Below are 25322 nucleotides of genomic sequence, written 5' to 3'. Positions count from 1 at the left end.
GAGGGGCCCGCGCGGCCGCCGCCCCGTCAGGTGACCCGTTCCGCCCGGTGCCTGACCGCGCCGAGGCGGACGTCCGTCGGGAGGGCGGGCAGGCCCGCCGACTCGCGGGCGTGGGCCAGGGGCCCGGTGGTGAAGTCGGCCAGCGCCCTCGACGGGTCCGCCTCGGGGGCCAGCCGCAGCCGGGCCCGCGCCCGGGGCTTCCTGCGCCGGCCGCGCAGCCGTACCCGTGCGTGGGCGACGCCGGGGCTTACGGCGGCCTCCTCGGCCAGGGCGCTCTCCAGTGCCCTGGCCCGCAGGACGGCGAAGGCGCCGTCGCCGGTGTCCACGCGGATCTCGGCGAGGCGGGGCCGGCGCAGGATCGCGGTCAGCCACCACAGGGCCAGCAGGACGAGGACGGCCAGGGCGGCGATGAGCGCCGGCCACCACCAGCCGGCCCCCCGGTAGCGGGTGCGCTCGGCGCGGCTGAGCAGGACGTCGTGCGGGCCGCCGTGGATCCACCAGGAGGGCGGCCGGACGCCGAGGCCGACGGCGAGGACCGCGCCGCCGAGGGCGAGCAGGATCAGTCCGGCCAGGGCGAGCAGGGCGCGGTTGAGTCCCCCGGAGCGCATCGCCGTCATCCCTTCCGCGGGGCCCGGACCACCCGCAGGGCGAGCCGGGGCGCATGGGTCAGGCCGAGGCCGTGGATCGCCTCGGTGAGGGTGGTGTGCAGGTCGGCGCGTACGTCGTCCGGTTCGCGGAAGTGCGAGGCGGCGCGGACGGCGGCCTTGCGGCGGCGCATCCGCACCCGCACGGACCGTACGCCGGACACGTCCATGGCGCGGTCGCGCAGCACCTGGGCCGCCGCGTCCCGCTGGAGGGCGGCGCGGACGTCCGGGTGCGGGCGGCGCATCGGCAGCAGGGAGCGCAGTCCCGGCGTGAGCGCGAGGGCGAGCAGCCACAGGCCGAGGGCCGCCGCGAGCGCCGCGCCGGCCAGCACCCAGGTGTCGTCCAGGGGCCGTTCGGCCAGCTGGCGGGCGAGGGCGCGGCGCCAGCGCATCGCGGGCCGGTGCGCGCGGACCGCGGCGATGTCGTAGAGCAGCAGGCCCGTGCCGGCCAGCAGCAGGACGGCGACGATGCCCGCGGGGACCCGGCGCGGCGCCCAGAAGCGGCCGCTGCCGCCCGCGTCCGCGGGGGCGCCGGTGGTCTTGCCGAGGGTCGTGGGGGCGTCTGCCCGGCTCATCGGATCCTCCCGGCCGCGGGCTCGCGCGGGTGCAGCCGCTCGACGCCGACGACGACCTCGGAGACCGTCAAGCCGACCAACGCGCCCACCCGCTCGGTCACTTGGCGGCGCACGGCGGCGCAGCGGGCACCGATGTCGCCGGGGTAGCCGAGTTCGAGGTCGACGCGGACGCGGGCGGTGTCGTGGTGGACGGCCACCGTGGCGTGCGGCGGCCCGGCGTCGGCGGGTGGCGGGCCCACCGCCTCGCGGGCGGCCTGCGCGGCGACCTTCGCCACCACCCGGTCGGCGATCCGGGTGGCGCCCCGTTCCGCGGGCGGCACTCGGGCCGGTGGCTGCCGTACCGCGTCGGTCCCGGTGGTCACGGCGCTCACCGCCGGGCGCGGCCGCGGAAGAAGGCGCCGAGGTCCAGATCGCCCTCCGCGAACCGGCCGACCACGAAGCCGACGGCGCCCAACGCCGCCACCAGCAAAAACGCGCCGAACCCGCCGAAGTACCCGGCGAACCCCAGCGCCATTCCGGCGATCAAGCCGACCATGGCCATGCTCATGCAGCGCTCCTCAGTTCGTCAGGTGCACGAGGTCGTCCGTCCGGTGCACGAGGTCCGGGCGTGCCCGGTCACTGGATGCGGGGCTCCGGCTCGTCCTCGTCCTCCTCGTCGGGCAGCTTGACGTCGCTGACCGCGATGTTGACCTCGACGACCTCCAGTCCGGTCATCCGCTCGACCGCGGCGACCACGTTCTCGCGCACCGCGCCGGCGACCTCGCGGATGGAGACGCCGTAGTCCACCACGATCTCCAGATCGAGGGCGGCCTGCACCTCGCCGACCTCGGCCTTGACGCCGCGGGTCACCGACTTGGAGCCGCCGGGCACCCGGTCGCGCACGGCGCCGAGGGTGCGGGCGAAGCCGCCGCCCATCGCGTACACGCCGATCACGTCCCGTGCGGCCAGCCCGGCGATCTTCTCCACCACGCCGTCCGCGATGGTGGTCCGGCCACGGGTGGCCGCGTCGCCGCCGCCGCGCCGCACGGCCTTCCGGGTCGACGTGTGCGGCTCGCCGCCGCCTTCGGGGGTCGTCGTCATGTCGGTCATCGCCGTACGTCCCTTTCGATCGTCGTCCTTCGACCACCGTAAGCAAGGTTGCGCGACCGCGCGCCGGGGATGCGGCAGGCTGGAGGAATGACGGACGGGTGGACCAAGGTCGTACGGGACCATGTGGGGCTCGGCAGGCTGCTGCCGCTGGGCGGGCCGGAGGACGGCGCCTGGATCGCGGAGGACGCGGCGCGCGCGGCGCTGCGCGGGGCGGCGGCCGACGGCATGCCCGGTGTGCGCCTGGGCGCGCTGCGGATCGGGCTCGCCGATCCGCAGCGGGCCGCCGAGGCCGTCGTACCGGCTCCGCCGAGCGCGCTGCCGCCGGGCTCCCTCCGGGTGACGGCCGACTGCACGGCGGGCTCCGCCGACCCGCTGCCGGAGGCCGCCGCGCGGCTGCGGAAGCTGCTCGCGACGGCGGCGGCCGAGCGCCTCGGCCTGATGGTGACGGAGGTGGATCTGCGGATCACGGATCTGCTGGAGCCGGACGGGCGGCTCGTGGAGGTGCGACCGCCACGGCCGCCGGCGGCGCAGGACCCGGCGACGCTGTCCGAGGTGCGCGCGGCCGAGGCGGCCCTCGGGGTGCCGGGGGTGGTGCGGCTGACCGGGCCGGGGCGGGCGGTACGCGTCGAGGAGCGGACGGAGGGCACGGCTGCGCCGGCCCGCCGCCATGTGCGGGTGGACCTGGCCGCCGACGCGACCCACCGGACCGTGGAGGTGGCCCGGCGGGTGCGCGCGGCCGTGGGGAACGCGCTGGAGGACAGGCCGACGGTGGCCGTCCTGGTCACCTCGGTGGGCTAGGGCCTTTCGTTTGGATCAGGCCGGATCAGGGAGTCCGGCGTGATCCACGTGAAAGGCCCCCAGGTGCGCTGAGGGTGTCTATTCGCCGATGCCGGCCAGGTCCCGCAGCCGGCGTGCCTGGGCCGCGCGCTCGGCGGCTCGCTGTTCGTCGTACGAACGCCCGGCCGCGCCGCTGAGCAGGGCCTTGGTCTCGACCACGGCGTCCCGCGGCGCGGCCAGCAGCGCGCCGGCCAGGTCGCGTACGGCGCCGTCGAGTTGGTCCGCCGGGACGGCCAGGTTGGCCAGTCCCGAGGCCACCGACTCCTGCGCGCCGACGAACCGCCCGGTCACGCAGATCTCCAGCGCGCGGGCATACCCGACCAGGCCGACCAGCGGGTGTGTGCCGGCCAGGTCGGGGACGATGCCGAGGCTGGTCTCGCGCATCGCGAACTGCACATCGTCGGCGACGACTCGCAGGTCGCAGGCGAGCGCCAGCTGGAAGCCGGCACCGATGGCATGTCCTTGGACGGCGGCGACGGACACGATGTCATTGCGTCGCCACCAGGTGAACGCCTCCTGGAATTCGGCGATGGTCGCGTCGAGACCGGCGTCGTCCCGGCGCGCGATATCGGTGAAGGTCGGCTCGCCCGGAATCCCCTCCGGGGTGAACATCTGCCGGTCCAGCCCGGCGGAGAAGGACTTGCCCTCGCCGCGCAGCACCACGACACGGACGGAGCCCGGCAGCAGCCGCCCCGCCTCGGCGAGCGCCCGCCACAGGGCGGGGCTCTGGGCGTTGCGCTTGGCCGGATTCGTCAGCGTCACCGTGGCGAGCGCGTCGTCGACGGTGAGCCGTACGCCGTCCTTGTCGAGTACAGGAGCGAGGTCCTGGTCGGGCGTGGCCATGGGGCGCCTCCGATGGGTGCGGTCAGCGAAGCAGAGCTAAGTGACTGCACAGTAACCACCCGGCCGGTCGGATCGCCGACCGGGTGGCCACCATCGAAGCCGATGGGCCGCCCGGAGTCAGGACGTCGCGGCCTTCTTGCCCCGCGTCGCTCCGCCACGCCCTCGCAGCGTGACGCCCGACTCGCTGAGCATCCGGTGCACGAAGCCATACGAGCGGCCGGTCTCTTCGGCCAGTGCCCGGATGCTCGCACCGGAGTCGTACTTCTTCTTCAGGTCTGCCGCGAGCTTGTCGCGCGCGGCGCCGGTCACCCGGCTGCCCTTCTTCAGAGTCTCGGCCACCCGTGCCTCCTCATGGGAAGTGCGCTCTGGTCTCCTCATGATCACCCCTCCGGGGCCCGATGGCCACCCATTCGGCAAGGTCGATGGGACATCGTTGTGACGACAGGAGCCGATCCGCACAAGCGGAACGCCTTATTCCAGCGGTCTCCGCCGGCAGGGCCGAACGGGTGGGTTCACGAAGTACCAGGTCAGAGACGCGCCACGGCCGACCCCTTGCTGGACAAAGGATCGGCCGGGAAATCGGTGTACGACACACCCTGGTATGAGGAGATCTCACACAGATGGCGGATCACGGCTCGGCCGAATGATCCATACTCAGCGGATCGGCCTTCCGGTCACGCCAGGGCGACGAGATCCGCGTAGTCGGAGCCCCACAGGTCCTCCACGCCGTCGGGCAGCAGGATGATCCGCTCGGGCTGGAGCGCCTCCACCGCGCCCTCGTCGTGGGTGACGAGGACGACCGCGCCCTTGTAAGTGCGCAGCGCGCCGAGGATCTCCTCGCGGCTGGCCGGGTCGAGGTTGTTGGTCGGCTCGTCCAGCAGCAGCACGTTGGCGGAGGAGACCACCAGGGTCGCGAGCGCGAGCCGGGTCTTCTCGCCGCCGGACAGGACGCCCGCGGGCTTGTCCACGTCGTCGCCGGAGAACAGGAAGGAGCCGAGCACCTTGCGGACCTCGACCAGGTCCATGTCCGGGGCGGCGGAGCGCATGTTCTCCAGGACGGTGCGCTCGGGGTCGAGGGTCTCGTGCTCCTGGGCGTAGTAGCCGAGCTTGAGTCCGTGACCGGGGACGACCTTGCCGGTGTCGGGCTGCTCGACGCCGCCGAGCAGGCGCAGCAGGGTGGTCTTGCCCGCGCCGTTCAGACCGAGGATGACGACCCGCGAGCCCTTGTCGATGGCCAGGTCGACATCGGTGAAGATCTCCAGCGAGCCGTACGACTTCGACAGGCCCTCGGCCATCAGCGGGGTCTTGCCGCAGGGCGCGGGCTCGGGGAAGCGGAGCTTGGCGACCTTGTCGGACTGGCGGACCGCCTCCAGACCGGAGAGCAGCTTGTCGGCGCGGCGGGCCATGTTCTGCGCGGCGACGGTCTTGGTGGCCTTGGCGCGCATCTTGTCGGCCTGCGCGTTCAGGGCGGCGGCCTTCTTCTCGGCGTTGGCGCGCTCGCGCTTGCGGCGCTTCTCGTCGGCCTCGCGCTGCTGCTGGTAGAGCTTCCAGCCCATGTTGTAGACGTCGATGTTCGAGCGGTTGGCGTCCAGGTAGAACACCTTGTTGACGACCGTCTCGACCAGGTCGACGTCGTGGGAGATCACGATGAAGCCGCCGCGGTAGGTCTTCAGGTAGTCCCGCAGCCAGGCGATCGAGTCGGCGTCGAGGTGGTTGGTGGGCTCGTCCAGGAGCAGGGTGTCCGCGTCCGAGAACAGGATCCGGGCCAGCTCGATACGGCGGCGCTGACCGCCGGAGAGGGTGTGCAGCGGCTGTCCGAGCACCCGGTCGGGCAGGTTCAGCGCGGCGGCGATGGTGGCGGCCTCGGCCTCGGCGGCGTACCCGCCCTTGGTGAGGAACTCCGTCTCCTGGCGCTCGTACTGCTTCATCGCCTTGTCGCGGGTGGAGCCCTTGCCGTTGGCGATCCGCTCCTCGTTCTCGCGCATCTTGCGCAGCAGCACGTCCAGGCCGCGGGCGGACAGGATGCGGTCGCGGGCGAGGACGTCCAGGTCGCCGGTGCGGGGGTCCTGCGGCAGGTAGCCGACCTCGCCGGAGCGGGTGATGGTGCCGGCCGCGGGCATGCCCTCGCCGGCCAGGCACTTGGTGAGGGTGGTCTTGCCTGCGCCGTTGCGGCCGACGAGGCCGATGCGGTCGCCCTTGGCCACCCGGAAGGTGGCGTTCTCGATGAGGATGCGGGCGCCGGCGCGCAGCTCGATTCCGGTGGCGGAGATCACGGACAGACTCCTGGGCGTACAGAGGTTGGCGGGTGGGCGGCTGAGGACGTTCCCGCCGTCTAATGCGCGAGGAGAATGGCCATGGGAGAAGTCTAACGGGGCCGTGCAAGCCGTTTTCCCGTGCGCGGGCCTCCGGGGGCCCCGGGCCGCATCCCCGGACGGCCCAGGGGGGAGAACTTCCCGGTGGCTCCGGGAGTCCGGGGTTCCGGGAGGAGTGATCCCTATGGCGTCGATGGGTGGGGGGCGGCCGGGCATCTGCCCCACGCTGCTGTACGCGGACGCGAAGGCGGCGATCCGGCAGCTCACGGGGGGCCTCGGCTTCACCGAGCTGACCGTGTACGAGGCGGCCGACGGCACGGTGCTGCACGCCGAGCTGATCCAGGGCAACGGCGCGGTGATGATCGCCTCCAGGGGCCGCGGCGGCCCGTTCGACGCGGCGATGCGGGACGCGGGGCCCACCGGGGTCTACGTCGTGGTGGACGACGTGGACGCCCATCACCGGCGGGCCGCGGCGTACGGCGTGGAGATCCTGATGCCCCCGGCGGACCAGGAGTACGGCTCGCGGGAGTACCTGGCGCGGGACGTCGAGGGCAACATCTGGAACTTCGGGACGTACGCGCCGGAGCTGGGCGTCTGAGCCGCCCTCCGGCGCGGGCCCCTCACCCGCCGGTGTGCACCTGGAACGCGGCCCGGCGCACGGCCCTGGCGAGGGCCGGGTCGGGGTGGGCGGCGGCGAGGGCGACCAGGACCTGCACGGTGCGCGGGTGACCGACGGCGCGGACCTCGTCGAGCAGCCGGGGCACGGTGGTCTGCACCGCGGACTCCAGGTGCCGGACCAGCATCGGCGCCTCACCGTGGTCGGCGACGGCCGCGGCGGTGTCCACCCAGAGCCAGGTGGCCTCCTCGCGGGTGAGCACCTCGTGGGCGTCCTCCGGGTCGAGGCCGTCGTGCTCCGCCAGCCACAGCAGGGCGTACGGCCGCAGCGTCGGCTCGTCGACGACCGCGCGCACCTCGGGCTCGGCGGGGGCGCCGACCACGCGCAGCGCCTCGAAGGCCAGCCCGCGCAGCAGGGCGTCCTCGCCGCGGGCGGCGTCGATCAGTTCGGCGACGGCGCTGCCGACGGTGCGGGCGGCGAGCCAGGCGCGGTACTCGGCGCGGGCCGCGTTGGGGCGCAGCTGGGCGCAGCCGCGCAGCATGTCCTCGGCGGACTGCTCGATGTTGCCGGCCGGGCTCTGGGCGGCCACGCAGATCTGCTCCAGCTTGACCCACACCGCCCAGCTGCCCAGCGGGGTGAGGGTGGCCTGTCCGGCGCCGCAGGTGAGGGCGCCGACGCTGGCGAGGGCCGTGAGCGCCCAGTCGAGGAGCGGCGCCAGGGAGGCGGGCGGGGCGTCCGGGGCCTTGGCGGGCGCCGCGGCGGGCGGGACGTCCCCGGCTCCGGCGAACTCGGCGGGGGGCTCGGTGCCGGGCTCGTAGGACACCTCGCAGCGTTCGGTGCGCAGTTCGACGACCCGCTGCCGGAGCAGGTCGAGGAGCTGCTCCACCGGGACGGGCCCGGCGGACAGCTGGAGGAAGGAGAGCACCTGCGGCATGGCGGAGACGGCCTCCGCGACGGCGGCCGATTCGTGCCCCGCGGGTTCGGGCAGGGCGAGCGACCAGGCGTCGAAGAGGGCGACCCAGCCGCGCAGCACGGCGCTGTCGTCCCGGTCCCAGGCGCGCAGCCGCCAGCCGGGGCGCGCGCTGTCGCCGTGCACCTCGACCAGTCCGGCCAGGCGTGCGGTGTCCCAGTCGGCGCGGACCTGCTCGGGGGTGAGCCCGAGGTCGGCGGCGGCACGGTCGGCGGTGGCGGCGGAGAGGGTGGCCTTGCCGTCGGCGGTGGCGGCGTCACGGCCGGGGCCCAGGGCGTTGTCCGCCCAGCGGGCGACGCGGACCGCGCCGGCCAGCTGGGTGCGGGCCATTTTCGCCAGCTCGGCGGCGGCCGGGGTGCCCTCCGGCGGCCGGGGTGCGGGGCGGCGCGGGCGCCGCTGGTTCACAGCTCTGGGGGCGGCGGCCAGGGGTCGAGGTCGGACGAGTCGGAGCCTGGAGTCGCGCGGGATACGGGACGTCACAGGGGCAGTCTTCCGGTTGACGGTCCGAAAACCCAAACGGAATGTCACGGCGGGCGACGGAGCGGGTCGGCGCACCGGCTTCCGCAGGGGGTGGACCGGCAGCTTTCGGCCAACCGCATGGTCGCAACCGGAAGGACCCCGGCCGTCCGCCGCACGCCCGGTGCGCCCCGGCGTACGCCATCGCACCGGCGGGGCGCATCAGGCCGCGTCAGGTGGTACCGGGTCACGCCGGGTCACCGTGTGCCGGGTCTCGTCAGGTCACGCCGGCGAGGCCACCGCACCGGAGCGCACCGGAGCGCATCGGATCGCCTCGGGTCGCGTCGACGGGGTCACATCAGCGGCGTCAGGAAGCGCCGCAGCCGCTCCTCGTACGTCTTGGGGTCCGGGTTCCACATCGCCGCGTGCGGGGCGTCCGGCACGGTGTGCAGGGCGACCCGGTCGGGGCGGCGCGCGGCGAGCAGCCGGGAGAACTCCCAGGGGGCGACCCGGTCGCCGGGGCCGTGGACGATCAGGGTCGGCACGGCGAGCCGCTCGGGGTCGGTGATCTCGGCGACCCGGTCGGCGTGCAGCCCCGCCCGGCCCTGGGCGGCCCGGACCGCGAGCGGCAGCAGCGGGGCGGGGGTGTGCCGGGCGCGGGCGAGGGCGCGCAGCGTGGCCTCCCAGCTGAGCACCGGCGAGTCGAGGATCAGCCCGGCGACGCGGTCGCGCACGGCGGAGTGCTCGGCGGCGCGCAGCGCCATGGTGGCGCCGGTGGACCAGCCGAGGAGGACGACGCGGCGGGCGCCGTAGCGCACGGCGTAGCGGATCGCCGCGTCCACGTCGCGCCACTCGGTCTCGCCGAGGTGGTTCAGGCCGTCGGCGGGGCGGGGGGCGCCGAGGTCGCCGCGGTAGGCGAGGGCCAGAACCGGCAGGCGGCGGCCGTGCAGGAAGCCCATCACGTTCATGGTGTGCTCGCGGGTGGTGCCCAGGCCGTGCACGGCGATCACCCAGGTGTCCCGGTCGCCGGGCAGGAACCATGCGGGCAGCGCGCCGAGTTCGCCGGGCACGTCCACGTCGGCGTGGTCGAGGCCGAGCGCGGTGCGCGGGTTGCCGACGTACAGGTTGGGGGTGAGCCACACCTGGTCGCCGGGGGCGAGAGTGCCGTGCGTCACGCCGTCCAGGCGGCGTACGACGGTGTCGGCGGTGTGCGCCGCGGCCCGCAGGACGGGTCCGACGACCGCGTGCGAGCCGTCGCCCGCGAGGCCGTAGGTGCCGGGGCGCAGCGAGGCCAGGTCGCGGGTGAGCGTGATCTGGCCGGCCGCGGTGCCGTGCACGGTGAGCCGCGGTTCGGTGGGCAGCGGCCGGCTGCCGGACGCCTTCAGCGCGACATCGCTGGCGAGCCGCCCGGCGGCCACGGATGCCAGGCCGGCGGCCACGACGGCGGTGACCGCGGCGGCGGTCGCTTTGAGGGGGCGCACGGCTCCAGTGTCACGGGGGGTGCGGTGCCCGGCCAGTGGAGAGGCGGGGTGGGGTGACGGGGGGAGATAACGGGATGAAAGGTGCAGGGTCGAGGCCAGGTCGCGGAGCGGGGAGCCGAGCGGGGCTCCGCTCGGGGAGCTGTGGGACACGGGTCACCTCCGTTGGCCGTATCCCTTCAGGCGTTCCCCGACTTCGGCGAGTTGTGCCTCCGTCAGCAGAGAAGGGGTCAGACCCGGCACCGAGGAGGCGGTCAGCCAGAGGCGGCACATCCACTCCAGCTGGGCGGTGCGGTCGTACGCCTGGTCGAGGGTGGCGCCGTAGGTGACGGTGCCGTGGTTCTGCAGGAGGCAGCCGGAGCGGCCGTCGAGGGCCTGGAGCATGTGCGCGGCCAGTGCCTCGGTGCCGTAGGCGGCGTACGGCGCCACGCGCACGGGTCCGCCGAGGGCGGCGGCCATGTAGTGGACCAGTGGCAGCTCGGGCACCAGCGTGGAGACCGCGGTGGCGTGTACCGCGTGGGTGTGGACGACCGCCTGAGCACCGGTGGTGCGGTAGACGGCGAGGTGCATGGGCAGCTCGCTGGTCGGCACCAGCGTGCCGAGCACCTGACGGCCGGTGAGGTCCACGCCGGTGATGTCGTCCGGGGCGAGCCGGTCGTACGGAACACCCGAGGGGGTGACCAGCACCACGTCCCCGACGCGCGCGGAGACGTTGCCGGAGGTGCCGACGACCAGCCCGTCGGCGACGCTCCGCCGCGCCGTCGCCACCAGCTCCACCCATCGCCGGGCCGCTTCCTCGCGCACGTCTCCGCCCGTCTCCCGCAGCTTGGAGGTCATGTCCGCGATCCTGCCAGCCGCTTGTACACCAGGTGGCCGGTCGCCGCATTTCCGCCCGCGATTTCGCACCCCCAAAAGGGTGTATATCCGGCCAAACGCTAAAAATCTCCCCCGATTCAATGATCACCGGCCCTTGAATGAGCCCTCCTGCCCGCCGGGCGATCCGGTCGTCCGTCATCCCCAGGGGGAGTTGGCACATGGCCCGTGACCGCATCCACCTCCGCCGCCGCGCCGGTGCTCTTGCGGCGACCGCGGCGGCACTCGCCCTGACCTGCGCCACCGCCGCCGCGGCCGGTCCCTCGGGCCGGATCGCCAGCCTGCCGAAGGGGCACGACGTGTCGTCCCACCAGCGGAACGTGGACTGGCCGGCCGCCCGGTCCGGCGGGGCGCGCTTCGTCTACGTCAAGGCGACCGAGTCCACGGGCTACCAGAACCCCTATTTCCACCAGCAGTACGACGGTGCGCGCGACGCCGGGCTGATCCGCGGCGCCTACCACTTCGCGCTGCCGGACAGGTCCTCCGGCGCCCGGCAGGCCAGGTACTTCGTGGCGCACGGCGGCGACTGGCAGCCCGACGGCTGGACGCTGCCGCCCGCGCTGGACATCGAATACAACCCGTACAGCGCGAAGCACCCCTGCTACCGGCTGGGCTGGAAGCGCATGAAGTCCTGGATCTGGTCGTTCAGCGACGAGGTGGCCCGCGAGACCGGCCGCCGTCCCGTGATCTACACCACGGCTCAGTGGTGGAAGGAGTGCACCGGCGACAGCCACGCCTTCGCCTCCCGCCACCCTCTGTGGGTCGCCCGCCACGGCACCTCGGGGCCGGGCAGGCTGCCGGGCGGCTGGCAGTCCTGGACCTTCTGGCAGTACGCCACCGCGGGTCGGCTGCCGGGTGACCAGAATCTCTTCAACGGCAGCTCCGACGGGCTGCGGACCTTCGCCGCGGACTGGTAGGCCAAGGGGCGCATGGGCACGCCCGGTTCGGGGAGGGGAAGCGGAGCCCCACCCGCCCGATGCGGACACTCCCGTGCCCGCCCCAGTTCATCTTCCGTTCACCCAGGTTGCCTACGTTCATCCGGACAACGACCTCGAACGATTGCCTGGGTAAATGGAAAGCTTCTCGCTGATCCTCGCGATTGTGGTGGTTACCGCACTCGCGTTTGATTTCACGAACGGTTTCCACGACACCGCGAACGCGATGGCCACCACCATCTCCACAGGCGCGATGAAGCCGAAGCTCGCGGTAGCCATGTCCGCCACCCTCAACCTGGTGGGCGCCTTCCTCTCCGTGGAGGTCGCCAACACGATCTCCAAGGGTCTCGTCGACGAGAGCGGCATCCGTCCCGAGGTCATCTTCGCCGCCCTGGTCGGCGCGATCCTCTGGAATCTGCTGACCTGGCTGGTGGGCCTGCCCTCCAGCTCCTCGCACGCGCTGATGGGCGGTCTGATCGGCGCGGCCGTCGCCTCCGCCGGATTCGGCGCCGTGCACGGCGGCGTGCTGGTCACCAAGGTGCTGCTGCCCGCGGTCGCCGCGCCGGTCGTGGCCGGTGTCGCCGCGCTGGTGGCGACCCGGTTCTCCTACGCCGCCGGCGGCAAGACCGGGGGCGAGGCCACCCGCAAGGGCTTCCGCGCCGGCCAGGTCGCCTCGGCCGCGCTGGTCTCCCTCGCGCACGGCACCAACGACGCGCAGAAGACGATGGGCGTCATCACCCTGGCACTGATCGCGGGCGGCGCCATCGCCCCCGGCTCCAACCCTCCCACCTGGGTGATCCTCTCCGCGGGCCTGGCCATCGCGCTCGGCACCTACATCGGCGGCTGGCGCATCATCCGCACCATGGGCACGGGCCTGACCGATCTGGAGCCCCGCCAGGGCTTCGCCGCGCAGACCAGCGCCGCGACCGCCATCCTGGCCTCCTCCCACCTCGGTTTCTCCCTCTCCACCACCCACGTCGTCTCCGGCGCGGTGATGGGTGCGGGTCTCGGCCGCAAGGGCGGTGTCGTCCGCTGGTCCACCGCGACCCGGATGACCGTCGCCTGGGTGCTCACCCTGCCGGCCGCCGCGCTGGTCGGCGCGGGCGCCGAGGCCGTCACCGAACTCGGTGACGGGGGCACCGCCGCGGTCGCCGTCTTCCTGGTCGCCGCGAGTGCCTGGATCTACAAGCTGTCCCGGCGCGAGGTCATCGACCACACCAACGTGGTCGCCGAGCCGGCCGCGGAGCCGTCCGGCGTGGTGACCACCGCCATCGCCGCGGTGAGCCCGCCGCCCGCGGGCGCGATCACCGAGGACCTGACGGCCACCATCCCCGCCCCCGCGCCGGTCCCGGCCGCCGAGCAGACGGCCTCCGCCGTCCCGCCGGCCGCCACCGTCTGACCCCGAGCCCGCTCACCAAGGAAGCAACCCCATGAAGATCGACTGGGCGGCCATCGGCTCCGTCTTCGGCGTCAGTCTCGCGTTCACGGTGGGCCTGGTGGTCCTGTTCACCCTCGGCATCAACGGCCTGGCCCGGCGCGAGAAGGCCGCGGCCGAGGGCGGCTCCGCCACGCTCGCCGTCACCGGCGCCTACGTCTGCTTCGCCGCCTGCGCGGCGGCGGTGGCGTACGGCATCCTCCTGATCGTCTCCAAGTCCTGAGCCACCGGCGCCCCCAGGGGTCCTGACCTCGAAGGCGTCACGCCCCGCACCACCCCGGCAGTCCCCGAGGCTCCCCTGCGCCGCCCGCGGCAGGGGAGCCTTCGGCATGACCGGCCACCCCGCGCGGTGTGGGGATCTGCACACTCCCGCAGGTCAACGGCAAGTTGACGGCCGTTCCGGGCGCGTGGTGGACTGCCCACGCCATCTACGGCAGCAGGAGAGGAAGCCGGTGCGAATCCGGCGCGGTCCCGCCACTGTCACCGGGGGAGAACCCCCCGGAGAGCCAGGAACTCTCGCCGCCGGAACACGTCGAACCAGGGCGCGGACACCCTGAGTGAGGACACATCGCCATGCTCGGCTGCCGAACGACCAGTACCAGGACCACTGTCGCGGTGCCCACGGCCGACTGAGCCGATGGCCGCCGATCGCAGTTACGCGTACGGCGCCGCCGCCGGACTCCTCGGCGACCTCCTCCTCGGCGATCCCCGCCGCGGGCATCCGGTCGCCGCGTTCGGGCGGGCGGCCGCCGCCGTGGAAGGCGCGTTGTGGCACGACCACCGCGGCTGGGGCGCCCTGCACACCACCGTGTGCGCCGGTGGCGCCGTCGCGCTCGGAGCGCTGGCCGCACGCGTCGTACGCCCCTCCCCCACCGCCGCCGTCTCCCTGACCGCCGCGGCCGCGTGGTCCGTCGTCGGCGGCACCTCCCTCGCCCGCGAGGCGCGGGCGATCGGCCGCGCCCTCGCGGCCGGGGACGTCGAGGCGGCCCGCGCCCGGCTGCCGCACCTGTGCGGCCGGGACCCGCAGGCGCTGGACGCCGACGGGATCGCGCGGGCCGTGGTCGAGTCGGTCGCCGAGAACACCTCCGACGCGGTCGTGGGCGCCCTCGTGTGGGGCGCGGCCGCCGGGGTGCCGGGGCTGCTCGGCTTCCGGGCCGTCAACACCCTGGACGCGATGGTGGGTCACAAGTCCTCCCGGTACCGCCGCTTCGGCTGGGCGTCCGCGCGCCTGGACGACGTGGCCGGGTGGCCGGGGGCCCGGCTGACCGCCGTACTCGCCGCCGCGGCCGGACCCGATCCGCGCGGCGCCGTACGGGCCTGGCGCGCGGACGCCCGCCGGCATCCGAGCCCCAACGCCGGTCCCGTGGAGGCATCCTTCGCGGGCGCCCTCGGCGTGCGCCTGGGCGGCACCCTCTCCTACGGCGGCCGGACCGAGCACCGTCCCGTGCTCAACGGCGCCACCGGACGGGCCGTCCGGGTCCCCGACATCGAGCGGGCGGTACGGCTCTCCCGCCGGGTCGGCCTGCTCGCGCTCGGCACCACACTCGCCGCGCGCCACCTCGTCAACGGACTGAAGGGACGCGGGAAGTGAACGGTGGTCTCCTCGTCGCCGGCACCACCTCCGACGCCGGCAAGAGCGTCGTGACGGCCGGGATCTGCCGGTGGCTGGTGCGCCAGGGCGTGAACGTCGCGCCGTTCAAGGCGCAGAACATGTCCCTGAACTCCTTCGTCACCCGCGAGGGAGCCGAGATCGGGCGCGCCCAGGCCATGCAGGCCCAGGCCTGCCGGATCGAACCGACCGCGCTGATGAACCCCGTACTGCTCAAGCCGGGCGGCGAGCAGAGCAGCCAGGTGGTGCTGCTGGGCAAGGCGGTGGGCGAGCTGAGCGCGCGCGGCTACCACGGCGGCCGCCAGCAGCGGCTGCTGGGCACGGTGCTGGACTGCCTGGCCGAGCTGCGCGGGCAGTACGACGCGGTGATCTGCGAGGGAGCGGGCAGCCCGGCCGAGATCAACCTGCGCCGCACCGACATCGTCAACATGGGGATCGCGCGCGGCGCCCGGCTGCCCGTGCTCGTCGTCGGCGACATCGACCGCGGCGGCGTCTTCGCCTCCTTCTTCGGCACCCTCGCCCTGCTCTCGCCCGAGGACCAGGAGCTGGTCGCCGGGTTCCTGGTGAACAAGTTCCGCGGCGACGTCTCGCTGCTGGAACCGGGCCTCGACATGCTCAGGGGCCTCACCGGGCGCCCGGCGTACGGCGTGCTGCCGTTCCGGCACGGTCTCGGCATCGACGAGGAGGACGGCCTGCGCGTCTCCCTGCGGGGCGCGGTGCGCGAGTCGGCCGTCGCTCCCCCACTCGGCGCGGACGTGCTGCGCGTCGCCGTCTGCGCGATCCCGCTGATGTCCAACTTCACGGACGTGGACGCGCTGGCCGCCGAACCCGGCGTCGTGGTGCGGTTCGTGGACCGCCCGGAGGAGCTGGCCGACGCCGACCTGGCCGTCGTCCCCGGCACCCGCGGCACGGTCCGGGCGCTGCGGTGGCTGCGCGAGCGCGGCCTCGCCGACGCGCTCGCCCGCAGGGCCGCCGAACACCGGCCCGTGCTCGGCATCTGCGGCGGCTTCCAGATCCTCGGCGAGCACATCGAGGACGAGGTCGAGTCGCGGGCCGGCGCGGTCACCGGACTCGGACTGCTGCCCGTGCGGGTGCGCTTCGCCCGCGAGAAGACCCTCGCCCGCCCCCGCGGGCAGGCCCTCGGCGAACCGGTCGAGGGCTACGAGATCCACCACGGCGTCGCCCGAGTCGACGGCGGCGAAGCCTTCCTGGACGGCTGCCGGGTGGGCGCCACCTGGGGCACCCACTGGCACGGCTCACTGGAGTCGGACGGCTTCCGCCGGGCCTTCCTGCGCGAGGTGGCCGCCGCCGCGGGCCGCCGCTTCGTGCCCGCTCCGGACACCTCCTTCGCCGCGCTGCGCGAGGAGCAGCTCGACCGGCTCGGCGACCTGATCGAACAGCACGCGGACACGGACGCGCTGTGGCGGCTCATCGAGTCCGGCGCGCCGCAAGGACTGCCCTTCATCCCACCGGGAGCGCCCGCATGAGCACAGTGTTGTTGTTGTCCACCGCCGACACCGATCTGCTGGCGGCACGGGCGAGTGGCGCCGGCTATCTGATCGGCAACCCCACCCGCGTCGGCGTCGCCGAGGAGCTGCCGCGGCTGCTGGCCGGTGCCGACCTCGCCGTCGTACGCCTCCTCGGCGGCAAGCGCGCCTGGGAGGACGGGCTGGCCGCGCTGAAGGCGTCCGGTGTCCCGGCGGTGCTGCTGGGCGGCGAGACGGTGCCGGACGCGGAGCTGATGGCCGAGTCGACCGTGCCCGCCGGGGTGGTGGCGGAAGCGCTGCGCTACCTGGTCGAGGGCGGCCCGGACAATCTGCGGGAGCTGTCCCGGTTCCTGTCCGACACCGTGCTGCTGACCGGCGAGGGCTTCGAGGAGCCGCGCCGGATGCCGGAGTACGGCGTCCACGGCGCCTACGAGGTCCGGGACGGCCGCCCGACGGTGGGCGTGCTGTTCTACCGGGCCCATGAACTCAGCGGCAACACCGCCTTCGTGGACACCCTGTGCACCGCGATCGAGGCGCAGGGCGCCAACGCCCTCCCGGTGTACTGCGGTTCGCTGCGCGGCGCGGACGCCGGGCTGTACGAGCTGCTGGGCCGGGCCGACGCGCTGGTGGCCACCGTGCTCGCCGCCGGCGGCACGCACGCCTCCGAGGCGTCGGCGGGCGGCGACGAGGAGGCCTGGGACGTCGGCGCCCTGGCCGAGCTGGACATCCCGGTGCTTCAGGGCCTCTGCCTCACCTCCTCGCACACCGCGTGGGACGCGTCGGACGCCGCCCTCTCCCCCATGGACGCGGCGATGCAGGTCGCCATCCCGGAGTTCGACGGCCGGCTGATCACCGTGCCGTTCTCCTTCAAGGAGCAGGGCCCCGACGAGGTCCCGGTGTACGTCGCCGACCCCGAGCGGGCCGCGCGGGTCGCCGGGATCGCCGCGCGCCACGCCCGCCTCGGGTACACGCCGAACGCCGAGAAGCGCGTCGCCCTCGTCTTCACCGCGTACCCGACCAAGCACTCCCGCGTCGGCAACGCGGTCGGCCTGGACACGCCCGCCTCGGCGGTCCGGGTGCTGGACGCGCTGCGGGACGCCGGGTACTCGCTCACCGCATACCCGTCCGGTGGCGACGAGTTGATCCACCGGCTGATCGAGGCCGGCGGGCACGACGTGGAGTGGCTGACCGAGGAGCAGCTGGCCGCCGCGCCCGCGCGGGTGCCGCTGGCCGACTACCGGGCCTGGTTCGAGAAGCTCGACCCCGAGCTGCGGGCGGCGATGACCGAGGCGTGGGGCGAGCCGCCGGGCAACCTGTACGTGGACGGCGACGACATCGTGCTGGCCTCCCTGCGGTTCGGCAACGTGGTCGTGATGATCCAGCCGCCGCGCGGCTTCGGCGAGAACCCGATCGCGATCTACCACGACCCCGACATGCCGCCCTCCCACCACTACCTGGCGGCCTACCGCTGGCTGGAGAACAGCTTCGGTGCGGACGCGATCGTGCACATGGGCAAGCACGGCACCATGGAGTGGCTGCCCGGCAAGGGCCTCGGCCTGTCCCGCGGCTGCGCCCCGGACGCGGTGCTCGGCGAACTCCCGCTGATCTACCCGTTCATCGTCAACGACCCCGGCGAGGGCACCCAGGCCAAGCGGCGCGGGCACGCCACCGTGGTGGACCATCTGGTGCCGCCGATGGCCCGCGCCGACACCTACGGCGACCTCGCCAAGCTGGAACAGCTGCTGGACGAGTACGCGCTCGTCTCCGACCTCGACCCGGCGAAGGCGCCGGCCGTCCGCGCCCAGATCTGGACCCTGGTCAAGGCCGCCGAGCTCCACCACGACCTGCACGTGGACGAGCAGCCGGACGACGAGGCGTTCGACGAGTTCGTGATGCACATCGACGGCTATCTGTGCGAGATCAAGGACGTGCAGATCCGCGACGGACTGCACATCCTGGGCGGCGGCCCGGTCGGCGAACCCCGCGTCAACCTCGTCCTCGCCGTGCTGCGCGCCTCCCAGGTCTGGGGCGGCCGGGCGAACGCGCTGCCCGGCCTGCGGGCCTGCCTCGCCGAGCATTTCGGGCTGGTGGAGAAGGAGTTGCTGGCCGAGCCGGGCGCGCCCGTGAAGGTGCCGGTGGAGCTGACGGACCTGGTGGCGGGGCCGGCGCGGACGGCCGCCGACGCGATCGACCTGCTGGAGCAGCTGTGCCGGCGGATCGCGGAGGGCATGGAGGCGCGGAACTGGGCGCGCGAGGCCGTGCGCGGTGTCGTGGGGGACGTACTCGGGGGTGCCGAACTCCCGGCCGCGCTGGCCGTGCTGGAGTTCGCCTGCGACGAGGTCGTGCCCCGGCTCGCGCGCACCACGGACGAGATCGGGCACATCCTGCGGGCGCTGGACGGCGGCTACGTCCCGGCGGGCCCGTCCGGCTCGCCGACCCGCGGCCTGGTGAACGTCCTGCCGACCGGCCGCAACTTCTACTCCGTCGACCCCAAGGCGATCCCGTCCCGGCTGAGCTGGGAGGTCGGGCAGTCGCTCGCGGACTCGCTGGTGCAGCGGTACCTGGCCGACACCGGCGCGTACCCGAAGTCCGTCGGCCTGACGGTCTGGGGCACCTCCGCGATGCGCACCCAGGGCGACGACATCGCCGAGATCCTGGCGCTGCTGGGCTGCCGTCCGGTCTGGGACGACGCCTCGCGCCGGGTCACCGGCTTCGAGGTGATCCCGCCGGCCGAGCTGGGGCGCCCGCGCATCGATGTCACGGTCCGCATCTCCGGCTTCTTCCGGGACGCGTTCCCGCACGTGGTCGGGCTGATCGACGACGCGGTGCGCGCGGTGGCCGAGCTGGACGAGCCGGCCGAGGCCAACTACGTACGGGCGCACGTGGACGAGGACAGCGCCGGGCACGGCGACCGGCGCCGGGCCACGGCCCGCATCTTCGGCTCCAAGCCGGGCGCGTACGGCGCGGGCCTGCTGCCGCTGATCGACGCGCGGAACTGGCGCTCGGACGCGGACCTCGCCGAGGTGTACGCGGTGTGGGGCGGTTACGCGTACGGCCGGGGCCTGGACGGGCGGGCGGCGCGCGGGGACATGGAGACGGCGTTCAGGCGGATCGCGGTGGCGGCGAAGAACGTCGACACCAGGGAGCACGACCTGGTCGACGCCGACGACTACTTCCAGTACCACGGCGGCATGGTGGCCATGGTCCGGCATCTGACGGGCGCCAACCCCGAGGCGTATGTGGGCGATTCGGCCGTGCCGGACCAGGTGCGGACGCGGACGCTGGGCGAGGAGACGCACCGCGTCTTCCGGGCGCGGGTGGTCAACCCGCGCTGGATGGCGGCGATGCGCAGACACGGGTACAAGGGCGCCTTCGAGATGGCGGCGACCGTGGACTACCTGTTCGGGTACGACGCCACGGCGGGCGTGGTGGACGACTGGATGTACGAGAAGCTGTCCGCCGAGTACGTCTTCGCCCCGCAGAACCGGGATTTCATGAAGAAGTCCAACCCGTGGGCGCTGCGCGGCGTCACGGAACGGCTTCTGGAGGCGGCGGACCGGGGCCTGTGGGCCGAGCCGGACGCGGACACGCTGGAGCGGCTGCGCGCCACCTATCTGGAGCTGGAAGGCGACTTGGAGGGCGACGACCAGTGACGATTCCCTTTCCTTTCACGGCCGTTGTCGGCCAGGACGATCTGCGGCTCGCACTGCTGCTGAACGCCGTGTCCCCGGCCGTCGGCGGTGTGCTGGTGCGGGGCGAGAAGGGCACCGCGAAGTCGACGGCGGTACGGGCCCTGTCCGCGCTGCTGCCCGAGGTGGCCGTGGTGCCCGGATGCCGGTTCTCCTGTGATCCGGGGGCGCCGGATCCGGGGTGCCCGGACGGCCCGCACGAAGCGGGGCCCGGTGTCGAACGGGCGGCCCGGATGGTCGAGTTGCCCGTCGGCGCGTCGGAGGACCGGCTGGTCGGCGCGCTGGACATCGAGCGGGCGCTCGCGGAGGGCGTGAAGGCGTTCGAGCCGGGCCTGCTGGCCGACGCGCACCGCGGGATCCTGTACGTGGACGAGGTCAACCTCCTCCACGACCACCTGGTCGACCTGCTGCTGGACGCGGCGGCGATGGGCGCCTCGTACGTGGAGCGCGAGGGCGTGTCCGTGCGGCACGCCTCGAAGTTCCTGCTCGTCGGGACCATGAACCCGGAGGAGGGCGAGCTGCGGCCGCAGCTGCTCGACCGGTTCGGGCTCACCGTCGAGGTCGCGGCCTCGCGGGAGCCGGACCAGCGGGTGGAGGTCGTACGGCGGCGGCTCGCGTACGACGACGACCCCGCCGCGTTCGCCGCGCGCTGGGCCGGGGAGGAGGCCGCCGTACGGCAACGGATCTCCGCGGCGCGGGAGTTGCTGCCGCAGGTGCGCCTCGGCGACGCGGCGCTGCGGCAGATCGCGGCGACCTGCGCGGCCTTCGAGGTGGACGGCATGCGCGCCGACATCGTGATGGCGCGCACGGCGACCGCGCTGGCGGCGTGGGCGGGGCGCACGGACGTACTCGCCGAGGACGTGCGGCAGGCGGCGCTGCTGGCGCTGCCGCACCGCAGGCGCCGCAACCCCTTCGACGCTCCGGGCCTGGACGAGGACAAGCTGGACGAGACGCTGGAGCAGTCCGCCGGGCAGGACGGGGACGGCGACGACGATCCGGGCGGTCCCGGTGGCGGCGGCCGGCCCGCGCCCGACTCCGGTCCCGAGGGCGGCGGGGACACCGCCGCGCGGCCGGAGAGCGGTGCGGGCGACGAGCCGCGGCCTGCCGGGGCCGGGGCGGGTGAGCAGGCTCCGGTGCGGGCGGCCGAGCCGTTCCGGACCAAGGTGCTCAGCGTGCCCGGCATCGGGGAGGGTGCCGCCGGGCGGCGTTCGCGGGCGCGGACGGAGCACGGGCGGACCACGGGAGCGCGGCGGCCGCAGGGCGCCCTGACGAAGCTGCACCTGGCGGCGACCGTGCACGCGGCGGCGCCGCACCAGCGGGCGCGGGGGCGCAGCGGGCCGGGGCTGGTGATCCGCCGGGACGACCTGAGGCAAGCCGTGCGAGAGGGGAACGAATCCAATCTCGTGCTGTTCGTCGTGGACGCCTCGGGGTCGATGGCGGCCCGGCAGCGGATGGGCGCGGTGAAGGGCGCCGTGCTGTCGCTGCTGCTCGACGCCTATCAGCGGCGGGACAAGGTGGGCCTGGTGACCTTCCGGGGTTCCGGCGCAGAGGTGGCGCTGCCGCCGACGTCCTCGGTGGACGCGGCGGCCGTACGGCTCGCATCGCTGCCCACAGGGGGGCGTACCCCGCTCGCGGCCGGGCTGCTCAAGGCGCACGAGGTGCTGCGGGTGGAGCGGCTGCGGGATCCGGCGCGGCGCGCGCTGATGGTCGTCGTGACCGACGGCCGGGCCACGGGGGGTCCGGAGCCGGTCGCGCTCGCCGGGCGGGCGGCGCGGCTGTTCGCCGCCGAGCAGGTCGCCTCGGTGGTCGTGGACTGCGAGTCGGGGCCGGTGCGGCTCGGGCTCGCCGGGCAGCTCGCGGGTGAACTCGCGGGCACTGCGGTCACGTTGGACGAGTTGCGGGCGGACGCGATCGCCGGGCTGGTGCGGGATGTGCAGGGGACGTCGAGGAGGGCCGCGTAATGCCGCAGGGACAGCCGAGTGTCGTACCGGACGACGGGCTGACGACTCGTCAGCGCCGCAATCGGCCGCTGGTCGTGGTGCACACGGGCGTCGGCAAGGGGAAGTCGACCGCCGCGTTCGGGCTGGCGCTGCGGGCCTGGAACCAGGGGTGGCCCATCGGGGTGTTCCAGTTCGTCAAGTCGGCGAAGTGGAAGGTCGGCGAGGAGAACGCGCTGCGGGTGCTCGGCGCCTCCGGCGAGGGCGGGCGCGTGGACTGGCACAAGATGGGCGAGGGCTGGTCCTGGGTGCAGCGGGACGCGCAGCTGGACAACGAGGAGAAGGCGCGGGAGGGCTGGGAGCAGGTCAAGCGGGACCTGGCGGCCGAGACGTACCGGTTCTACGTGCTGGACGAGTTCGCCTACCCGATGCACTGGGGGTGGGTGGACACCGAGGAGGTCGTCCAGGTGCTGCGCGAGCGGCCCGGCACCCAGCATGTGGTGATCACCGGGCGGAACGCGCCGGCCGCGCTGGTGGACTTCGCGGACCTGGTGACCGACATGTCGAAGGTCAAGCACCCCATGGACGTGGGGCAGAAGGGTCAGAGGGGCATCGAGTGGTGACACCGTCGGTGCCCCGGCTGGTCATCGCCGCGCCCTCGTCGGGCAGCGGCAAGACCACCGTGGCCACGGGGCTGATGGCCGCGTTCGCCGCGCGGGGCCTCGCCGTGTCCCCGCACAAGGTCGGGCCGGACTACATCGACCCCGGATACCACGCGCTGGCGACCGGGCGGACGGGGCGGAACCTGGACGCGTACCTGTGCGGGCCGGAGCTGATGGCGCCGCTGTTCCTGCACGGGGCGCGGGGGTGTGACATCGCCGTGGTCGAGGGCGTGATGGGGCTGTACGACGGTGCGGCCGGGGAGGGTGAGCTGGCGTCCACCGCGCACGTGGCGAAGCTGCTGGGGGCGCCGGTGGTGCTGGTGGTGGACGCGTCCGCGCAGTCGCGGTCGGTGGCGGCGCTGGTGCACGGGTTCGTGTCCTGGGATCCGGGGGTGCGGGTCGGGGGCGTGATCCTGAACAAGGTGGGGTCCGTGCGGCACGAGGAGCTGCTGCGGGAGGCGCTGGACTCCGTGGGGGTGCCGGTGCTGGGCGCGCTGCGGCGGACGCGGCCGGTGGAGACACCGTCGCGGCACCTGGGGCTGGTGCCGGTGGCCGAGCGGCGGGACCTTGCGGTGGCCGCCGTTTCGGAGATGGCGGCGCTGGTCTCCGCCGGGTGCGACATGCCCGCGCTGGAGCGGCTGGCCCGTTCCGCGGGGGCCGTGCCGGGGGGCTTCGCCCCCTGGACCCCCGATGTGGCCGTCCACGGCCGGCCGTCTCGGCCGGCCGGAGGGCCCGGGCCCACGATCGCCGTGGCCGCGGGTCCCGCCTTCACCTTCTCCTACGCCGAGCACACCGAGCTGCTCACCGCCGCCGGAGCCGAGGTCGTCACCTTCGATCCGCTGCGTGACGAGGAACTGCCGGACGGGACCGCCGGGTTGGTCGTCGGTGGCGGTTTTCCCGAGGTGTACGCGGCCGAGTTGTCCGGCAACGAGCCGTTGCGCAAGGCCGTCGCCGAACTCGCCGCGACCGGGGCGCCGATCGCGGCCGAGTGTGCCGGACTGCTCTATCTGTGCCGGGAATTGGACGGCCGTCCGCTGTGCGGCGTGCTGGACGCCGGCGCGCGGATGACCGAGCGGCTCACGCTCGGGTACCGGGACGCGGTGGCCGTCGGGGACAGCGTGCTGGCCGCCGCCGGGACGCGGATGCGGGGGCACGAGTTCCACCGCACCGTGGTGGAGCCGGGGGCCGGTGCCGTGGCCGCCTGGGGGATCCGGGGCCGGGAGCGGCGGGTCGAGGGTTTTGTACAGCGGGGCGTGCACGCGAGTTATCTGCACACGCACTGGGCGTCCGAGCCCGGTGTGGCCCGTCGGTTCGTGGAGAGGTGCCGGACGTCATGAGCAGCAGGCTGATCGGTGTCGGGGTCGGTCCCGGAGACCCGGAGCTGGTGACCGTGAAGGGGGTCAACGCGCTGCGGGCGGCCGAGGTGGTCGTCGTACCCGTGATGGACAGCGGTGAGCGCGGGCGGGCCGAGGCGACGGTGGCGCACTACGTGTCCGGGGAGAAGATCGTCCGCGTGGTGTTCGCGCTGAACGAGCGGAGCGACCGGGCGCGCCGGGAGGCCGCCTGGGACGAGGCGGGTGCACGGGTCGCGGAGCTGCTGGGGCGGCACGGCTCGGTCGCGTTCGCCACCATCGGGGACCCGAACGTGTACTCCACGTTCACGTATCTCGCGCAGACCATCGCGGAGCTGGTGCCGGGCGTCGCCGTGGAGACCGTGCCGGGGATCACCGCCATGCAGGACCTCGCGGCGCGCTCGGGTGCCGTGCTGACCGAGGGCACCGAGCCGCTGACGCTGGTGCCGGTGACGGCGGGCGCGGCGGTGCTGGAGGAGGCGCTGGCCGGTCCGGGGACGGTCGTGGCGTACAAGTTCGGCCGGCAGGCCGCCGAGGTCGCGGGGGCGCTGGCGCGGGCCGGGCGGCTCGACGACGCGGTGTGGGGCTCGGCGCTGGGGCTGCCGGAGGAGTCGGTGCGGCCCGCTGCGGAGCTGGACGGTTCGCCGCTGCCGTATCTGTCGACGCTGATCGCGCCGCCGCGGCGGGACGGCGGGCGGGGCGGGAAGCTGTGAGCGGTGTCCGGCGGCCGGCCCGGTCAGCCGGAGATGCCGACCACCAGCCAGATGAACGCGGCTCCGGCGACCGTGCACAGCAGGGTGGAGCGGGCGGGGTGCTCGTGGTGGGCCTCGGGCAGGATCTCGGCGGCGGCGAGGTAGAGCAGGACACCGCCGAAGAGGCCGAGATAGCCGCCGAGCACCGGTTCGGGGATGTGGAAGAACACGGTCGACAGCGCGCCGACCAGGGGTGCGCAGGCATCCGCGACGAGCATGCCGATGGCGCGGCGGCGGGCGTTGCCGTACAGGCTGGTGATGGTGAAGGTGTTGAAGCCGTCGGCGAAGTCGTGGGCGATCACGGCGAGCGCGACGGCCGTGCCCATGCCGCCGCCGACCTGGAAGGCGGCGCCGATCGCGACGCCGTCCATGACGCTGTGGCCGACCATGGCGCCGGCCGCCGTGAGGCCCACCTCGGGCACCCGGTGGTGGTCGTGCTCGTCCCCGCCGTGGGCGGCCTGGCGCGCGGCGAGGGTGCGTTCCACGAGGTGGGCCAGGAGGAAGCCGGTCACGAACAGCAGCAGGGCCGCGGGGACGCCGAAGATCTCGCGGTCGGCGGCGCGCAGCGCCTCCGGCAGCAGGTCGAGGCCGACCACGCCCAACATCAGACCGCCGGCGAGTCCCAGGACGAGATGCCGACGGTCGGTCACTCGCTGAGCCGTCCAGCCGCCGGCCAGCGTCATCAGGAACGCGCCGAGCGCGACGAAGACCGCCATAGGCACTTGCTATCCGATGAAGGCGCCTTCGCGCACATCGGGCACCTCACATATC

Annotated in this window: 24 protein-coding genes and 1 riboswitch; of the genes, 12 read left to right on the top strand and 12 right to left on the bottom strand. The window is 74.1% G+C overall.

Annotated features, from left to right (window positions below; translation table 11 throughout):
- Nucleotides 1–26: 26 nt before the first annotated feature.
- From amaP to ACZ7EC_RS29740, 5 genes are all read right to left on the bottom strand, one after another.
- A complete protein-coding gene (gene amaP / locus ACZ7EC_RS29760; protein WP_471067387.1) occupies nt 27–617 on the bottom strand; it encodes an alkaline shock response membrane anchor protein AmaP in 591 nt (196 codons plus the stop codon).
- Nucleotides 614–1219, bottom strand: coding sequence for a DUF6286 domain-containing protein (locus ACZ7EC_RS29755; RefSeq protein ID WP_471067385.1), 606 nt, complete (start codon nt 1217–1219; stop codon nt 614–616). The genes amaP and ACZ7EC_RS29755 overlap by 4 nt, the downstream gene beginning before the upstream one ends.
- Complete coding sequence (locus ACZ7EC_RS29750) at nt 1216–1590, bottom strand: Asp23/Gls24 family envelope stress response protein (protein ID WP_471067383.1); 375 nt, start codon at nt 1588–1590, stop codon at nt 1216–1218. Before ACZ7EC_RS29750 ends, ACZ7EC_RS29755 begins: the two co-directional genes overlap by 4 nt.
- The gene (locus ACZ7EC_RS29745) at nt 1587–1766 is read right to left on the bottom strand and encodes a hypothetical protein (RefSeq protein WP_471067381.1); all 180 of its coding nucleotides are present in this window, start codon (nt 1764–1766) and stop codon (nt 1587–1589) included. Before ACZ7EC_RS29745 ends, ACZ7EC_RS29750 begins: the two co-directional genes overlap by 4 nt.
- A 68-nt stretch (nt 1767–1834) precedes the next feature.
- Nucleotides 1835–2308 (bottom strand): Asp23/Gls24 family envelope stress response protein, encoded by a 474-nt coding sequence (locus tag ACZ7EC_RS29740; RefSeq protein WP_471067380.1) that lies wholly within the window; start codon nt 2306–2308, stop codon nt 1835–1837.
- A gap of 87 nt (nt 2309–2395) precedes the next feature.
- On the opposite strand from ACZ7EC_RS29740, the gene ACZ7EC_RS29735 reads away from it, so the two are divergent.
- Entirely contained in the window at nt 2396–3106 is a 711-nt protein-coding gene (locus ACZ7EC_RS29735) for a nucleopolyhedrovirus P10 family protein (protein ID WP_471067379.1), read from the top strand.
- Between the two features lie 78 nt (nt 3107–3184).
- On the opposite strand, the gene ACZ7EC_RS29730 is transcribed toward ACZ7EC_RS29735, so the two are convergent.
- From ACZ7EC_RS29730 to ACZ7EC_RS29720, 3 genes are all read right to left on the bottom strand, one after another.
- Entirely contained in the window at nt 3185–3988 is an 804-nt protein-coding gene (locus ACZ7EC_RS29730) for an enoyl-CoA hydratase/isomerase family protein (protein ID WP_471067377.1), read from the bottom strand.
- A 117-nt stretch (nt 3989–4105) separates the two neighbouring features.
- On the bottom strand, nt 4106–4327 hold the full coding sequence (locus ACZ7EC_RS29725) for a helix-turn-helix domain-containing protein (protein WP_010355597.1): 222 nt from the start codon (nt 4325–4327) through the stop codon (nt 4106–4108).
- A gap of 335 nt (nt 4328–4662) precedes the next feature.
- On the bottom strand, nt 4663–6261 hold the full coding sequence (locus ACZ7EC_RS29720; RefSeq protein WP_471067376.1) for an ABC-F family ATP-binding cassette domain-containing protein: 1599 nt from the start codon (nt 6259–6261) through the stop codon (nt 4663–4665).
- Between the two features lie 223 nt (nt 6262–6484).
- On the opposite strand from ACZ7EC_RS29720, the gene ACZ7EC_RS29715 reads away from it, so the two are divergent.
- The gene (locus ACZ7EC_RS29715) at nt 6485–6898 is read left to right on the top strand and encodes a VOC family protein (protein ID WP_471067374.1); all 414 of its coding nucleotides are present in this window, start codon (nt 6485–6487) and stop codon (nt 6896–6898) included.
- A gap of 22 nt (nt 6899–6920) precedes the next feature.
- On the opposite strand, the gene ACZ7EC_RS29710 is transcribed toward ACZ7EC_RS29715, so the two are convergent.
- From ACZ7EC_RS29710 to ACZ7EC_RS29700, 3 genes are all read right to left on the bottom strand, one after another.
- Nucleotides 6921–8366 carry a hypothetical protein gene (locus ACZ7EC_RS29710; protein ID WP_471067372.1) on the bottom strand — a complete coding sequence of 482 codons (1446 nt, stop codon included), beginning with the start codon at nt 8364–8366 and terminating at the stop codon, nt 6921–6923.
- Between the two features lie 329 nt (nt 8367–8695).
- A complete protein-coding gene (locus tag ACZ7EC_RS29705; RefSeq protein ID WP_471067371.1) occupies nt 8696–9823 on the bottom strand; it encodes an alpha/beta hydrolase in 1128 nt (375 codons plus the stop codon).
- A gap of 153 nt (nt 9824–9976) precedes the next feature.
- The gene (locus ACZ7EC_RS29700; RefSeq protein ID WP_471067369.1) at nt 9977–10657 is read right to left on the bottom strand and encodes a class II aldolase/adducin family protein; all 681 of its coding nucleotides are present in this window, start codon (nt 10655–10657) and stop codon (nt 9977–9979) included.
- Between the two features lie 197 nt (nt 10658–10854).
- On the opposite strand from ACZ7EC_RS29700, the gene ACZ7EC_RS29695 reads away from it, so the two are divergent.
- The 10 genes from ACZ7EC_RS29695 to cobI all read left to right on the top strand — a co-directional run bounded on the left by ACZ7EC_RS29695 (nt 10855) and on the right by cobI (nt 24512).
- Nucleotides 10855–11610: a lysozyme gene (locus ACZ7EC_RS29695; protein WP_471067368.1), complete on the top strand. Its 756-nt coding sequence runs from the start codon at nt 10855–10857 to the stop codon at nt 11608–11610.
- 154 nt (nt 11611–11764) lie between these two features.
- The gene (locus ACZ7EC_RS29690; protein WP_471067366.1) at nt 11765–13027 is read left to right on the top strand and encodes an inorganic phosphate transporter; all 1263 of its coding nucleotides are present in this window, start codon (nt 11765–11767) and stop codon (nt 13025–13027) included.
- A 31-nt stretch (nt 13028–13058) separates the two neighbouring features.
- Complete coding sequence (locus ACZ7EC_RS29685) at nt 13059–13286, top strand: hypothetical protein (protein ID WP_397986595.1); 228 nt, start codon at nt 13059–13061, stop codon at nt 13284–13286.
- A gap of 219 nt (nt 13287–13505) precedes the next feature.
- Nucleotides 13506–13579: riboswitch (cobalamin riboswitch) on the top strand.
- Nucleotides 13580–13700: 121 nt separating this feature from the next.
- Nucleotides 13701–14654 (top strand): cobalamin biosynthesis protein, encoded by a 954-nt coding sequence (locus ACZ7EC_RS29680; RefSeq protein WP_471067364.1) that lies wholly within the window; start codon nt 13701–13703, stop codon nt 14652–14654.
- On the top strand, nt 14651–16159 hold the full coding sequence (locus ACZ7EC_RS29675) for a cobyric acid synthase (RefSeq protein ID WP_471067363.1): 1509 nt from the start codon (nt 14651–14653) through the stop codon (nt 16157–16159). The genes ACZ7EC_RS29680 and ACZ7EC_RS29675 overlap by 4 nt, the downstream gene beginning before the upstream one ends.
- Nucleotides 16156–19812, top strand: a complete 3657-nt coding sequence (gene cobN, locus ACZ7EC_RS29670) for a cobaltochelatase subunit CobN (protein ID WP_471067361.1) — start codon at nt 16156–16158, stop codon at nt 19810–19812. Before ACZ7EC_RS29675 ends, cobN begins: the two co-directional genes overlap by 4 nt.
- Nucleotides 19809–21809 (top strand): putative cobaltochelatase, encoded by a 2001-nt coding sequence (locus tag ACZ7EC_RS29665; RefSeq protein ID WP_471067359.1) that lies wholly within the window; start codon nt 19809–19811, stop codon nt 21807–21809. Before cobN ends, ACZ7EC_RS29665 begins: the two co-directional genes overlap by 4 nt.
- On the top strand, nt 21809–22408 hold the full coding sequence (gene cobO, locus ACZ7EC_RS29660; protein ID WP_471067357.1) for a cob(I)yrinic acid a,c-diamide adenosyltransferase: 600 nt from the start codon (nt 21809–21811) through the stop codon (nt 22406–22408). Before ACZ7EC_RS29665 ends, cobO begins: the two co-directional genes overlap by 1 nt.
- Entirely contained in the window at nt 22402–23784 is a 1383-nt protein-coding gene (locus ACZ7EC_RS29655; RefSeq protein WP_471067355.1) for a cobyrinate a,c-diamide synthase, read from the top strand. The genes cobO and ACZ7EC_RS29655 overlap by 7 nt, the downstream gene beginning before the upstream one ends.
- Nucleotides 23781–24512: a precorrin-2 C(20)-methyltransferase gene (cobI, locus tag ACZ7EC_RS29650; RefSeq protein ID WP_471067353.1), complete on the top strand. Its 732-nt coding sequence runs from the start codon at nt 23781–23783 to the stop codon at nt 24510–24512. Before ACZ7EC_RS29655 ends, cobI begins: the two co-directional genes overlap by 4 nt.
- A 23-nt stretch (nt 24513–24535) precedes the next feature.
- Here the strand turns inward: cobI and ACZ7EC_RS29645 are convergent, their stop codons facing one another.
- Nucleotides 24536–25267, bottom strand: a complete 732-nt coding sequence (locus ACZ7EC_RS29645) for a ZIP family metal transporter (protein WP_397986588.1) — start codon at nt 25265–25267, stop codon at nt 24536–24538.
- Nucleotides 25268–25322 lie beyond the last annotated feature (55 nt).

The organism is Streptomyces sp. NPDC037203 (genome assembly GCF_055605065.1).
Note: the sequence above shows the minus strand (reverse complement) of the source record. Positions and strands in the feature narration are given on the sequence as shown.